We start from the raw sequence: 14,261 nt of genomic DNA, 5'->3' as shown, positions 1-14,261 counted from the left end.
CCTTGAGGAGGCTGACTCAGTTTTTCTTCAACCAGCCAGCAAACAGGCGGGTCACGATGGGCATCCAGAACCAGACCACCAGCGCAACCACGCAGGCATCATTGATGAGGTGCAGCAGCAGGCTCCCCTTAAGCGACGGCAGCAGCATGCCGGTCACCGCAGGCACCAGGTTGGTGCTGGGGAAAATCACCAGCAGGGTGATCAGAAACTGTTTCCAGCGCCGCGGCTGGCGTACGTTCACCGTCGGCGGGGTAAACCAGAAGGCCGGTTCAGTCCGCACCTCAGTCCGATCGCCTTCCGTCAGCAGTGGGGCAATCTCAGCCACCAGTTGCCGACGGGTTTCCGACTGCGTCCAGGCGTAGAGGTGCTCCAGGGTATCGAAGCGGATTATGACGCTCCACAGATTCTGCCCTGCGGCGGGCCGGATCACATTCGCCCCAAGATGGCCGGGAAATTCTGCCGCAATGGGCATAATTTTACCGAGCCACTCTTCGTAGCGCTGGCTGTGTTGCGGATCGAGCAGATGGCTGATAACCAGGGTCACCGATTTTTGCTGCGCCATGACGAGTTCCTTGCTTCAGGGAAATGGCCGGTTTTCTCCTGCCACTCTCCATAAATGATCTGACACAACATCCTTCATGCTGCGTTGAAGCGGCAGGCGGGCACGTCCCCGTGAACTTGAATAAATTCAGTAGCTGGGGACGGACAAATGCAGCCAACAACGCAGCAGCCTGAAGGATGGAGTGATTTACGCTTTACGCTCCGGCGCGCCATGCACCATGGTATAAGCGTAATCGACGCCCATCCCGTAGGCGCCGCTGTGTTCGCGCACCAGGTCCATTACCGCATCGTAGGTCGCTTTGCGCGACCAGTCGCGCTGGTACTCCAGCAGCACCTGCTGCCAGGTCACCGGCACCGCCCCCGCCTGCACCATCCGGTCAATAGACCGCTCATGGGCGTCGACAGAGGTGCCGCCGGAGGTATCCGTCACTACATAGACCTCGTAGCCCGCCTCCAGCGCCATCAACGCCGGGAAAGTCAGGCAGACTTCGGTCCACAGAGCGGAGATCACCAGCTTTTTACGGCCGGTCGCTTTCACCGCTGCCACAAACGCATCGTCTTCCCAGGAGTTCATGGAGGTACGTTCAATCGGCTTGACGTCAGGATGCACGGCCAATAATTCCGGCCAGATATAGCCGCTAAAGCTTTTGGTCTCTACGGAGGTATAAATCACCGGTACATTAAAAATTTTGCCCGCTTTCGCCAGCGCCACGGTGTTATTTTTCAGGGTCTGGCGATCGATATTCGCCACGCCAAAGGACATTTGCGGCTGATGGTCAATAAAGATAAGCGCGGAATTAGTGGGATCGAGCAGTTCACGAATAGACATTAAATACCTTCTTAATCAATTAGTTAAAAAGATGACATGATGATTAATGCGTCGTGTGGATCCTGACTGATAAAGCATGGTGAGTATAGCCAGTTATTTCTAACAAGTTATTAAGGATTTTTTATGGTTTATATTTTTTGCCGCGACCAGGATTTATTCACGCCTGTTTTAATCAAATTTTTACGCCAAACTGTTCTGATTTATTCACTGGCTTTGATTATTGCGCTTAGGTACAACAGAGAAAACAAATTAATGGATAGTTTCATATGCGCGTAAACTTTGATGTTTTGATGATCCTTGATGCCCTTGACCGCCACGGATCCTTCGCCACCGCCGCGGAGTCGCTGTATAAAACCCCCGCCGCTCTGAGCTATATGATCCAGAAGCTGGAGAGCGATCTGAACATCGTGCTGTTGGATCGTTCCGGCCATCGGGCAAAATTTACCGATACCGGCCGGCTGATGCTGGAGAAGGGGCGACAGCTTTTAAGTGCCGCCAGAGATCTGGAAAAGCAGGCCCAGCAGCTGAGCGCGGGCTGGGAGCGAGAGCTAGCCATCGCCCTTGACGCCTCATTTCCCTTTTCGGCCCTGCTGCCGCTGATCGCCGAGTTTTACGCGCAAAACCCACAGACGCGACTGAACTTCAGCCATCACACCCTCGCCGGTTCGTGGGAAGAGCTGACCCATCATGGGGCGGATATTATCCTCGGCGCCATCAATGAGCCGCCCACCTCCGCGGAGTGGTCATGGCAAACCCTCGGCGCGTTGGATAACATTTTCGTCGTCGCCCCCCATCACCCGCTGGCTCAGGCGAAGGAGCCACTGGCCAATAAACAGCTCAGCCAGCATCGGGCCATCGTGATCCGCGACAGCGCCCGCTATTGCCATCCGCTCAACAGCAATCTCCTCGACGAGCAGCCGCAAATCGGCGTCGATGATTTCGCCAGTAAAGTCGAACTATTGTGCGCCGGGCTGGGCTGCGGCTTTCTGCCGCGCCATATCGCTCGCCCGTGGCTGGTAAAAGGCAGTCTGGTGGAGAAAAGCGTCGCCTGCTGGCGGGAAAAGGATATTACCTATATGGCCTGGCGCAGCGGGAATGATGGGCTGGCTCAGCGCTGGTGGCGGGAGGCGCTCCTCCGCGGCGACCTGCTGAGCCAGCTCTACCATTAACGGCCGGACCAGACGTTGGCGGAGATGGCCGGGAGGGTCAGCACCCCGTCCTGGAAGGCGCCGGCGCCCTCCTGCAGCGTCCACCCGGCCACGTTCAGCAGCGGGGAATCTTCAATAACCACCTCGCAGGCTTCCCCGCGGTTAATCGCCACCAGCACCCGCTGCTGTTTGTAGACGCGGACAAACACCACCACGTTATCCTCGGCGTAAATCACCTGACAGCCGCCGTAGCGCAGCGCCTGGTGGGCCTTACGCAGTTTCGCCATCCGCTGATACAGCGCCAGCAGCTGGGTATCCTGCAGCGCCGGATCCCACGGGAACGGTTTGCGGCAGAACGGATCGTTATTGCCATCCACGCCCACCTCGTCGCCATAGTAGATGCACGGTACCCCCGGCCAGCTGAACAGCCACACCACCGCCAGCGGCAGGCGCGCTACGTCTTTGCCAAGAAGAGATTTAAAACGCGCCGTATCATGGCTGTCGAGCTGGTTGAACATCCGCAGCTGCTGCTGATGCGACAGCCCGGCGCGATAATTATCCATCCACGCCATACAGGTCTGGGCGTCTATTTTCTGCGGATCGTAAGAGATATCGGTATTGGCGAGGAATCCCCAGATCGGGAAGGTGAAGCCACGATAGTTCATCGCCGCGTCTTCGGCATCCGCCTGCAGCCACTGGCGCGCGTCGCCAAAATGTTCGCCAAAGACAAAAGCTTCCGGCTGCGCTTGCTTCGCTGCCTGGGTAATGCCGGCGATATGCTGCAGGTTATTCCGCGCCCCGCCGCCTTCGCCCAGCATATGCACCACGTCAAGACGCCAGCCGTCCATGCTCCATGGCGCCTTCAGCCAGTGGCGTACGATACTGTCTTCACCGGCATAGATCTCGTTGACCAGGCTGGTCGACCGATAGTCGAGCTTCGGCAGACTGGCATAGCCCAGCCAGTTGTGCGCCTGCCCCTCCTCTGAGAAGGTAAACCAGTCGCGCCACGGGGAGTCCGGATCGTGGCCGGCGCCGCCGCTGCCCTGCTGGTGACGGTCGAACCAGGGATGGGAATCGCCGGTATGGTTGAACACGCCGTCGAGGATCATGCGCATTCCCGCCCGCTGGGTGTTGTGGCGCAGCCGGAGCAGCGCCGCGTCGCCGCCAAACTGCGGATCGACGCGCCGATAATCCTCGGTATCGTATTTATGCACGCTGGGGGCGGCGAAAACCGGGTTCAGATACAGAGCGGTTACGCCGAGCTGCTTCAGGTAGGGAAGTTTTTCGCTGATGCCGTCGAGATCCCCGCCGTAGAACGTCGACCCGCCCGCCTCGCCGGTAAGCGGGTCGTCCCACGCCTTGCGCACAATCTCCCGTCCCGCCGCGTGATGGTAATAGACCGCATCCTGGTCGGCGTCACGCGCGGCGCTGCGGGCAAAGCGATCGGGGAAAATTTGATAGAACACCTGATCGGCCACCCACTGCGGGCCGGCGTCCGGCAGGTCAATGGCGAACTGCTCCAGTCGGGCCGGCGGGAATCGGGTGAAGCCTTGTGGCGTAAACCAGCGCTGATGGTCGGCCCACAGCAGCTTAAAGCTGTAGCGGCGGCGCGGCTGGCCGCTGGCGAGAGAGATTTCGCCGCGCCATGCCACCACGCCTGGCTGCGGCGCCTGGCGGAGCCGCTGCATCGGCAGCGACAGCTCTTCGTTATCCTCTTCCGCGCGCAGCGTGATCCGCTGCGGCAGCGACTCACCGCTTAACCACAGAGTAATAAACAGTCGGTCCTGTTGCACCTTGATAAAGGGTGCAACCGGAAGGTGCCATGCCTTCAACATCGTGAATCCTCATTGTGCAGAATGGGCACACCTTGCCATAGCCGCCGGGCGCAGAACTCATCATCTCAGAACTTTTTGGGGGAGGATAACGGGGGAGGACGCGGGACCGCAAGCCGCCCCGGCCGCGCGATGCTGACCGGGGCGATGTCGATTACTGAGCCTGCGCCAGGCGGCGCTCACGGCGGGTCTTAAAGACCCAGCCGAGCAGCAACAGCACAATCCACGCCATACCGACGTACAGCGAGATGCGGGTGTCCGGATGATAGCCGATAAGGGCGATAATAAAGGCCAGGAACAGCAGGCCGATCACCGTGGTCACCACCCCGCCAGGGACTTTGAATTTCAGCGCCTTAACCTCTTCGGGCGACAGACGGCGGCGGAAGGCTATCTGTGACAGCAGGATCATAATCCACACCCACACCGTGGCGAAGGTGGCCAGGGAGGCGATCACCAGGAAAACGTTCTCCGGCATGATGTAATTTAGGTATACCGCAAACAGCAGCGCAATGGTCATCACCATCACCGTCACCCACGGAATACCGCGACGCGACGTTTTAGCGAACACCTTCGGCGCGCTGCCCTGCTCAGCCATGCCGTGCAGCATACGGCCCACGCCGAACACGTCGGAGTTAATCGCCGACAGCGAAGCCGTCAGGACCACGAAGTTAAGAATACTGGCCGCGAAGGTAATGCCCAGATGCTGGAAGGTCAGGACGAAGGGGCTGCCGTCGGTTCCCACCTGATTCCACGGGTAGATGGACATAATGACGAACAGCGTGCCGACGTAGAACACCAGAATGCGCATCGGCACCGAGTTGATGGCGCGCGGAATGGATTTCTCCGGGTCCTTCGCCTCACCGGCGGTAATGCCGATGATTTCGATGCCGCCGTAAGCGAACATCACCATCTGCAGCGACATCACCATTCCCAGCCAGCCGTTGCTGAAGAAGCCGCCGTTGCTCCACAGGTTATGAATCCCCGTCGGCTGGCCGCCGTTGCCGATCCCCCAGATAATGATGCCGAACCCGGCGAGGATCATGATGATAATGGTGGCCACTTTGAAGAACGAGAACCAGAACTCCAGCTCGCCAAACACCTTGACGCTCATCAGGTTGACGGCGCAGATGATCAGCACCACGCTGAGCACCCAGATCCAGTGCGGCACCGTCGGGAACCAGACGCCCATGTAGATGCCGAAGGCGGTAACGTCGGCGATGGCGACGATCAGGATTTCAAAGCAGTAGGTCCAGCCGGTGATATAGCCCGCCAGTCCGCCGAGGTTTTCCTGGGCATAGCGGGAGAATGAGCTGGCGGCAGGGTTATGCACCGACATCTCACCGAGCGCCCGCATAATGATATATGCCGCGACGCCGCCGATAATGTAGGCCAACAGTACGCTGGGTCCGGCCATTTTAATGGCGTCGGCCGAGCCGTAAAAAAGCCCGGTGCCGATGGCGGAACCCAGGGCCATAAAGCGAATGTGCCGGGTGCTTAGCCCGCGCTTAAGCTTGTTACTACTTTCCATCGTGGTTTTTCAATGCCGTTTAACACAAAAAATAAAAAACCACGGAACCCGAAGTCCCGTGGTTAAACGCTTGTCCTCACCGCCGGTTAATGCGCGCTGGAAGTCACCTGACGTCCGGCTGCGCGATCCCAGATCACCGCGAGAATGGTCATCACGGCGGTGGGCATCAGCCAGGCCAGGCCCTGCTCCGCCAGCGGCAGACGCGCGGTCCAGTCCGGCAGAATCGCGGCAAATGCTGATGACTTAATCCCGTCAATGATACCAAACATCAGGCTGATAAACATGGCCGGCGCGATAACGCGGGACGAATTATGCCACCAACTGCGGGTAAAGCTTAATACAACCAGTGCGATACACGGCGGATAGATAGCGGTCAGCACCGGAATCGATACCTGGATCAGATGGCTAAGGCCCAAATTGGAGACCGCCATGGAGAACAGGCCGAGAACAAAGACCAGCGTGCGATAGGAGAACGGCAGATACTGGGCAAAGAACTCAGCGCAGGCGCAGGTCAGGCCCACCGCCGTCACCAGGCAAGCGATGAAGATCAGCGCCGCCAGCAGGAAACTGCCCGCCCCGCCGAAGGTGTGCTGCACGTAGGCATGGAGGATCGCCGCGCCGTTGGCGGACTGATCCACGAGAGTAGCGCTGTCAGAGCCCAGACGGAACAGCGCCAGATACAGCAGGGTCAGGCCGACGCCCGCCATCAGGCCAGCCCAGACGGTATAACGGGTCAACAGACGCGCTTCGCTGACGCCGCGTGAGCGAGCGGCATTAACAATCACGATGCCAAATACCATCGCGCCGAGGGTATCCATGGTCAGGTAGCCGTTGACGAAGCCATTGGAGAATGGCGCCGTACGATACGCTTCCAGCGCGTCGCTGATCGGGCCCGCTGGCCAGATGATGGCGGCGACCGCCAGCACAATCAGGGCGATAATTTTCAGCGGCGCAAGGAAATTGCCCACGGTGTCCAGCAGTTTGCCCGGATAGAGGGAGACCAGAATCACCAGCGCGAAGTAAATAACGCTGTAGATCAGCAGCGGCAGCGGGCCGTCGCCGGTCAGCGGCGCAATACCGACCTCAAAGGAGACGGTCGCGGTACGCGGCGTCGCGAACAGCGGTCCTACCGCGAGATAGCACACCACCGCCAGCAGGATACCGGCCACTTTACCAATCGGGGTGCTCAGGCTTTCAACGCCGCCGCCGACTTTCGCCAGCGCCACCACCGTCAGCACCGGCAGACCCACCGCAGTGATCAGGAAGCCGATCGCCGCCGTCCAGACGTGCTCGCCCGCCTGTAAGCCAACCATCGGAGGGAAAATAATGTTGCCTGCGCCAACGAACAACGCGAAGGTCATAAAGCCCAACGCTATGATGTCGCGAGATTTTAACTGATGGGTCATAAATTCATTACTGCCTGTGGATGTGGTGTTGTAAAAAAATGGAAAAATACCGCGCTCCCCTCTCAGGGACGATACAGCGGCCATTGCCGGTAAACTCAGCGAGATATGCTCCCGAAGCGGCGTGGGAAAGAATTGTTTTTGGTATTACCACGCAAAAGCAGTCTGTCATCGACTGCGCAGGCGCAATTTAAACGCTTATAACGTTTTAAAGCAAGGCACGATCGCAAAAGCAGATGATTATGCTGGTTATGTCTTTCACACCAGAATCATTTACCATATTGATAGAAAACCCGTGGCTTATCATGCGAACAAAAAAGCAGCGCGCGCTCATTAAATAGGCGAGAAAAAACGACTGCCAATGAAAATGACCAGCTGAAGCTGGTCATTGGCAAGATAAACTGACAGCGCGTCGATCAGGCGTCATTTTTGGCAATTAATCGTTCCGGGAGCAGGAAGCTAAAGCGGGTTCCCTTGCCCACCGTGCTGTCGATTTCCAGCCGGCTGTCATGATGGTTAACCGCGTGTTTGACGATCGCCAGTCCCAGGCCACTGCCCCCCGTTTGCCGGGAACGGGCTTTATCCACCCGATAAAAACGCTCGGTCAGACGGGGAATATGCTCCGGCGCAATGCCTGGCCCGTTATCCTCGACGCTGAACAGCGCTCCCTGCGGGGTCCGCTGCCAGCTGACGCGAATTTCGGTCCCCGGCGGGGTGTGGTTCACCGCGTTATAGACCAGGTTGGAGATGGCGCTGCGCAGCTGCTCCTCATTACCCAGCACCTTGAGCTGCTCATCGACGGTGAAGATCAGCGTCTGTTTCTCCTGGCTGAGAGTTTGCGCCTCGCGCTCCACCACCCGCAGCATCATCGGCACGTCGATGCGATCATTCATCGCCAGCGCCGGCGCGGCTTCAATACGCGACAGCGTCAGCAGCTGCTTCACCAGGCCTTCCATACGTTGAGTTTGCTCCCGCATGGTGTGCAGGGCTTTTTCTCGGGTCGCCCCCTCCAGCACCTGCTCCTGCATCATCTCCAGATAGCCCTGCAGCACCGTCAGTGGGGTGCGCAACTCATGGCTGACGTTGGCGAAAAAGTTCCGCCGCGCCCCTTCCAGCTGATGCATCTGCGTCACGTCGCGCGCCACCATCAGCCACTGCTTGTCGCTGTAGGGCATCACGCGAATTTCCAGATGACGGGCGTTATTCAGCACCAGATTGAGCGGCTTTGAAAAATCGCGCTGTTTCAGATAGTTGGCGAACTCAGGATAGCGCAGAAGGTTAAGAATGTTTTGGCCACTGTCGTCCGGCCAGCGCAGGTTTAGAATCTGCTGCGCCAGGCCATTACACCAGAAAATAGCCCCCTCTTCCGTGGTCAGGACGACCGCATCCGGTAGCGATTCCGCCCCGCTGCGAAAGCGTTTAATCAGGCTTCCCAGCTCGCGCCGACGCTTTTTATTACGCATCTGCATCTGGTGCAGACCATACAGCAGCGGCTCCCAACTGCCGCGGCCAGGCGGAGGAGTCATGCTCCGGTCCACCCACAGCCACCACGACAGGCGCATCAAATTCCAGAAATGCCAGATCAGCAAACCGGTCACTGCCGCCAGTAAAAACCACGGCAGATGACCCACAAACGCCCCCAGAATCAGGGCCGGAATACACGCTAAAAAGAGCTCCAGCGCCAGCCTTTTCCATGACAGCCGTTCCAGCACGGGTCACACTCCTGTCAAAATTCAGAAACGGGCGGAGAAACGATACCCCGTGCCGCGAACCGTTTGCACCATACGATCATGGCCACTGTGTTCCAGCGCTTTGCGCAGGCGGCGAATATGGACGTCCACCGTGCGGTCTTCCACATAAACGTTGGTCCCCCAGACGTGGTTCAGCAGCTGTTCGCGGCTGTACACCCGCTCCGGATGGGTCATAAAGAAGTGCAATAATTTAAATTCCGTCGGTCCCATATCCAGCGGACTGTCGCCGGTCATTACCCGGTGCGATGAAGGGTCGAGGCTCAGCCCCTGCATTTCGATCACCTCTTCCACCGCCATCGGTGAAATACGGCGCATCACCGCTTTGATTCGCGCCACCAGCTCTTTCGGAGAGAAAGGCTTGGTGATGTAGTCATCCGCGCCGGTCTCCAGGCCGCGAACGCGATCCTCTTCTTCTCCACGCGCGGTCAGCATCACTACCGGAATATCCCGCGTCATCGCCTCGCGCTTGAGCAGTTTAATAAACTGCAGCCCCGAACCGCCCGGCAGCATCCAGTCCAGGAGAATCAAATCAGGCCAGGGTTCATTGAGTTGATTCACCGCGCTGTCATAATCTTCCGCTTCGACAGGCTGAAAGCCATTTTGCTCCAGAACAAAGCAGACCATTTCGCGGATTGGAGCTTCATCTTCAACGACCAGAATTCTTCTCGCCATTATTTACCCTGTGTTTTTTAGCCATCAGTATAGAAGTGCGGCGTCATTATGCGTCACTTTTGTGACAGATTTATGAAAAAAATGACCGTCTGATGATCGGGTATTTTGAAGCACGACGCGGACTTACCCCTCACTAACAAGTGGTATACTGCCGCCCATGCTTTTTTCGCTAGGGAAGATTTATGCGCCTCCTTCACACCTCCGACTGGCACCTGGGCCAGAATTTTTACAGCAAAAGCCGCGCGGCCGAACACGACGCTTTTCTTACCTGGCTACTGGACCGCGCGCAGGAGCATGAAGTCGACGCCATTATCGTGGCTGGCGATATTTTTGATACCGGCTCGCCGCCGAGCTACGCCCGCGAACTGTATAACCGTTTCGTCGTCCAGTTGCAGCAGACCGGCTGTCGCCTGGTGGTGCTGGCGGGCAACCACGACTCGGTGGCGATGCTCAATGAATCCCGCGATATCCTCGCCTTTTTACACACCACCGTGGTGGCGAACGCCGGCTACGCGCCGATTGAGCTGCCGCTGCGCGACGGCACGCCGGGCGCCATCTTCTGTCCGGTGCCGTTTTTACGCCCGCGCGAGCTGGTGACCAGCCAGGCCGGTCACTCCGGTCGGGAAAAACAGCAGCAGCTGCTGCACGCCATCAGCGACTATTATCAGGAGCAGTATCAGCAGGCCTGCGCGCTGCGCGGCGATCGGCCGCTGCCCATCATTGCCAGCGGCCATCTGACCACCGTCGGCGCCAGCAAAAGCGATGCCGTCCGCGACATTTACATCGGCACACTGGATGCCTTTCCGGCGCAACACTTCCCCCCTGCCGACTACATTGCGCTGGGCCATATTCACCGGGCGCAGATGGTCGGCGGCTGCGAGCATATCCGCTACAGCGGCTCGCCGCTGCCGCTGAGCTTCGATGAAACCGGCAAAGCGAAATCGGTGCATCTGGTGAGCTTTAGCGAGGGGCGACTTAGCGCCGTGGAAACCCTGGAGGTGCCCGTGACCCAGCCTCTGGCAGTAATCAAAGGCGATCTGGCCGCCATCACCGCCCAGCTGGAGCAGTGGCGCGGCGTCGAGCAGGACCCGCCGGTGTGGCTGGATATCGAAATCACCACCGAGGACTATCTGCACGATATTCAGCGTCATATTCAGGCGCTGACGAAGGATCTGCCGGTGGAAGTGCTGCTGGTGCGCCGCAGCCGCGAGCAGCGCGAGAAAATACTGCTCAACGCCCAGCGGGAGACGCTCAGTGAACTGAAGGTGGAGGAGGTATTCGAGCGCCGGCTGGCGCTGACCGAAATTGACGATATGAAGCGCGCCCGGCTGCATGAGCTGTTCGCCCATACGGTGCATACGCTCACCGCGGAGGATGAAAACGCATGAAAATCCTCAGTCTGCGTCTGAAAAACCTCAACTCCCTGAAAGGGGAATGGAAGATAGACTTTACCGCCGAGCCGTTCGCCAGCAATGGCCTGTTCGCCATTACCGGCGCCACCGGGGCCGGGAAAACCACGCTGCTCGATGCCATTTGCCTGGCGCTCTATCATGAAACGCCGCGCCTGAATAAAGTCTCCCAGTCGCAAAACGACCTGATGACCCGCGATACCGCCGAGTGTCTGGCGGAAGTCGAGTTTGAAGTAAAAGGCATCGCCTACCGCGCTTTCTGGAGCCAGAACCGGGCCCGTAACCAGCCGGATGGCAATCTGCAGGCGCCCCGCGTCGAGCTGGCGCGCTGCGCTGACGGCAAAATCCTCGCCGATAAAGTCTCGGACAAGCTGGAGCAAACCGCGACGCTTACCGGCCTCGACTATGGCCGCTTCACCCGCTCGATGCTGCTTTCCCAGGGGCAATTTGCCGCCTTCCTGAACGCGAAGCCGAGCGATCGCGCGGAGCTGCTGGAGGAGCTGACCGGCACGGAAATCTACGGCCAGATTTCAGCCATGGTCTACGAACAGCACAAAGCCGCTCGCCATGCGCTGGAGAAGTTCGAAGCCCAGGCGGCGGGCATCGTCCTGTTGACGGAGGCCCAGCAGCAGGCGCTGCAGGAAAGTTTGCAGGTACTTACTGACGAAGAAAAAGCCCTGCTGGCCCAGCAGCAGAGCCAGCAGCAGCAGCTCCAGTGGCTGACCCGCCGCGACGAGCTGGCGCAGCAACAGCAGCAGGCCGCCACCCGGCAGCAGCAGGCCCGCCAGGCGCTGGCGGACGCCGCCCCGGCGCTGGCGAAGCTTGAGCTGGCCCAGCCCGCCGCTCAACTGCGTCCCCTGTGGGAGCGCCAGCAGGAGCAGACGGCAGGCCTGGCGCAAACCCGGCAGCGGATCAGTGAAGTAAATGCTCGCTTACTTGCCAGCACGGCGCTGCGCGCGCGCATCCGCCAGGGCGCCTTGCGCGCTCAGCAGCAGCGTCAGGCTGAACTGGCCGATCTGGCGCAGTGGCTGGCCGCCCATGAGCGTTTCCGCTTATGGGGTCAGGAGATCGCCGGCTGGCGGGCGCAATTCTCGCAACTGACGCGGGATAAACAACAGCTAACGGCTCAGAGCACCCGCCTGGCCGCGCTACGCCAGAAGCTGGCCACGCTGCCAGCCAGCCCTCTCACCCTGAGCGCGGATGACGTTGCCGCAGCGATAGAACAGCAAACCCAATCGCGGCCGCTGCGCCAGCGCCTGATCTCCCTGCATGAGCAGCATCAGCTGCTGCGCAAGCGTCTGCGCCAGAACGCCGACAGCGTCCAGCAGGCGCAGGCGGAGCAGGTAAAACTTAACGCTACCCTGACGCTGCGCCGGGAACAATATAAAGACAAAAACCAGCACTATCTCGACCTGAAGGCGCTCTGCCAGCGGGAAGAAACGATCAAAGACCTGGAAAGCTACCGCGACCGGCTCGAGGCGGGTAAGCCCTGTCCGCTGTGCGGCGCCTGTGAACACCCGGCGATTGAACAATACGCCTCGTTGACGCTCACGGATAATCAGCGCCGCCGCGATGCGCTGGAAAAGGAGGTCGCCGCGCTGAAAGAAGAAGGCCTGCTGATCCTCGGGCAGGTCAAGGCCCTGACGCAACAGCTTCAGCGTGACACCGAAGCGGCCGGGCGGCTCGCAGAGGAAGAGCAAGCGCTTACTAAAGCGTGGCAGGAGACCTGCGCCTCTCTGCACATCGCGCGGGATATTGCGCAAGAGATAAACGACTGGATGCAGGAACAGGAGCGCTACGAGCAGCAGCTCTATCAGCTCAGCCAGCGCCTGATGTTGCAGAGTCAGCTTAACGATCAGCAGGCGCTGGAGCGCCAGGCCGAGCAGCAGCTGGCGGCCACGCGCCAGGGACTGGAGAGCGCCCTGCAGGCCCTGGCCCTGAGCCTGCCGGCAGAAGGGACAGAAGCCGCCTGGCTGCACGCTCGCGAAAGCGAATTTGCCCAGTGGCAGGCGCAACAGACCCAACATGATGCCATTCAGCAGCAAATCGCTGCTCTGCGGCCACTGCTGGAGACGCTGCCGACCAGCGACGAGACAGAGGTTGAAGCTGAGTCGGCCATCCCGGACAACTGGCGCGAAATCCACGAGGAATGCCTGTCGCTGCACAGCCAGCTTGTCGCCCAGCAGCAGCAGGAAACCCAGGAAAAGGCGCGTCTGGACCAGTCGCAGGCGCAATTCACCTCCGCCCTGGCCTCCAGCCGCTTTAGCGATCGGGAGGCGTTCCTCGCCGCGCTGCTGGATGACGAGACCGCCCAGCGGCTGACGCAGTTAAAACAGACGCTGGAGCAGCAGCTTCAGCAGGCGGCTGCGCTCTGCGAGCAGGCGACCCGGCAACATGAGGCGCACCTGGCGCTGCGTCCGCAAGGGGTGGACGCTGACGTCCCCACCCTGCAAACCCAGCTGCACGCCCTGGCCCAGCGGCTGCGGGATAACACTACCCGCCAGGGTGAGATCCGCCAGCAGCTCAGGCAGGACGCAGAGAGCCGTCAACAGCAGCAGGCGCTGGGGCAGCAGATTGCAGAGGCGGCGCAGCTGGCGGACGACTGGGGCTATCTCAATTCGCTGATCGGCTCCAGCACCGGCGACCGGTTCCGCAAATTCGCCCAGGGGCTGACGCTGGATAATCTGGTCTGGCTGGCAAACCAGCAGCTCAACCGCCTGCATGGCCGCTATCTGCTACAGCGCAAGGCCAGCGAGGCGCTGGAGCTGGAGGTTGTCGATACCTGGCAGGCCGACGCCGTGCGCGACACCCGCACCCTCTCCGGCGGCGAAAGTTTCCTCGTCAGCCTGGCGCTGGCCCTGGCGCTGTCAGACCTGGTGAGCCATAAGACGCGGATTGACTCCCTGTTTCTTGATGAAGGCTTCGGCACCCTCGACAGCGAAACGCTGGACACGGCCTTGGACGCCCTGGATGCCCTTAACGCCAGCGGTAAGATTATCGGGGTGATCAGCCACGTGGAGGCGATGAAAGACCGCATTCCGGTGCAGATCAAAGTGAAGAAGATTAACGGCCTGGGCTATAGCCGGCTGGACAAAGCGTTTGCGGTGGAGTGAGGTCTGAATTATGGC

10 protein-coding genes are annotated in these 14,261 nt (G+C 59.6%); 3 read left to right on the top strand and 7 right to left on the bottom strand.

Annotated features, from left to right (window positions below; translation table 11 throughout):
• Window positions 1–16: 16 nt before the first annotated feature.
• Both KHQ26_RS12630 and KHQ26_RS12625 read right to left on the bottom strand, forming a co-directional pair.
• Entirely contained in the window at window positions 17–562 is a 546-nt protein-coding gene (locus KHQ26_RS12630; RefSeq protein ID WP_002890365.1) for an antibiotic biosynthesis monooxygenase, read from the bottom strand.
• 186 nt (window positions 563–748) lie between these two features.
• The gene (locus KHQ26_RS12625) at window positions 749–1,390 is read right to left on the bottom strand and encodes a hydrolase (protein WP_002890357.1); all 642 of its coding nucleotides are present in this window, start codon (window positions 1,388–1,390) and stop codon (window positions 749–751) included.
• 266 nt (window positions 1,391–1,656) lie between these two features.
• On the opposite strand from KHQ26_RS12625, the gene KHQ26_RS12620 reads away from it, so the two are divergent.
• Window positions 1,657–2,559, top strand: coding sequence for a LysR substrate-binding domain-containing protein (locus KHQ26_RS12620; protein ID WP_002890353.1), 903 nt, complete (start codon window positions 1,657–1,659; stop codon window positions 2,557–2,559).
• Here KHQ26_RS12620 and malZ read toward each other — a convergent pair.
• The 5 genes from malZ to phoB all read right to left on the bottom strand — a co-directional run bounded on the left by malZ (window position 2,556) and on the right by phoB (window position 9,724).
• Complete coding sequence (malZ, locus tag KHQ26_RS12615; RefSeq protein ID WP_004147293.1) at window positions 2,556–4,373, bottom strand: maltodextrin glucosidase; 1,818 nt, start codon at window positions 4,371–4,373, stop codon at window positions 2,556–2,558. The genes KHQ26_RS12620 and malZ overlap by 4 nt on opposite strands.
• 151 nt (window positions 4,374–4,524) lie before the next feature.
• Complete coding sequence (gene proY, locus KHQ26_RS12610) at window positions 4,525–5,898, bottom strand: proline-specific permease ProY (RefSeq protein WP_004177271.1); 1,374 nt, start codon at window positions 5,896–5,898, stop codon at window positions 4,525–4,527.
• A gap of 86 nt (window positions 5,899–5,984) precedes the next feature.
• Window positions 5,985–7,304: a branched-chain amino acid transporter carrier protein BrnQ gene (brnQ, locus tag KHQ26_RS12605; RefSeq protein ID WP_004144627.1), complete on the bottom strand. Its 1,320-nt coding sequence runs from the start codon at window positions 7,302–7,304 to the stop codon at window positions 5,985–5,987.
• 413 nt (window positions 7,305–7,717) lie between these two features.
• A complete protein-coding gene (gene phoR, locus KHQ26_RS12600; RefSeq protein WP_002890344.1) occupies window positions 7,718–9,013 on the bottom strand; it encodes a phosphate regulon sensor histidine kinase PhoR in 1,296 nt (431 codons plus the stop codon).
• A gap of 21 nt (window positions 9,014–9,034) precedes the next feature.
• Window positions 9,035–9,724: a phosphate response regulator transcription factor PhoB gene (phoB, locus tag KHQ26_RS12595; RefSeq protein ID WP_002890343.1), complete on the bottom strand. Its 690-nt coding sequence runs from the start codon at window positions 9,722–9,724 to the stop codon at window positions 9,035–9,037.
• A 182-nt stretch (window positions 9,725–9,906) separates the two neighbouring features.
• Here phoB and sbcD point away from each other — a divergent pair, with 182 nt between their 5' ends.
• Both sbcD and sbcC read left to right on the top strand, forming a co-directional pair.
• A complete protein-coding gene (gene sbcD, locus KHQ26_RS12590) occupies window positions 9,907–11,112 on the top strand; it encodes an exonuclease subunit SbcD (RefSeq protein ID WP_004177272.1) in 1,206 nt (401 codons plus the stop codon).
• Complete coding sequence (gene sbcC, locus KHQ26_RS12585) at window positions 11,109–14,246, top strand: exonuclease subunit SbcC (protein ID WP_004177273.1); 3,138 nt, start codon at window positions 11,109–11,111, stop codon at window positions 14,244–14,246. Before sbcD ends, sbcC begins: the two co-directional genes overlap by 4 nt.
• Window positions 14,247–14,261 lie beyond the last annotated feature (15 nt).

This window comes from Klebsiella sp. 10 (assembly GCF_018223925.1).
GTDB classification, from domain to species: Bacteria; Pseudomonadota; Gammaproteobacteria; order Enterobacterales; family Enterobacteriaceae; genus Klebsiella; species Klebsiella pneumoniae.
Note: the sequence above shows the minus strand (reverse complement) of the source record. Positions and strands in the feature narration are given on the sequence as shown.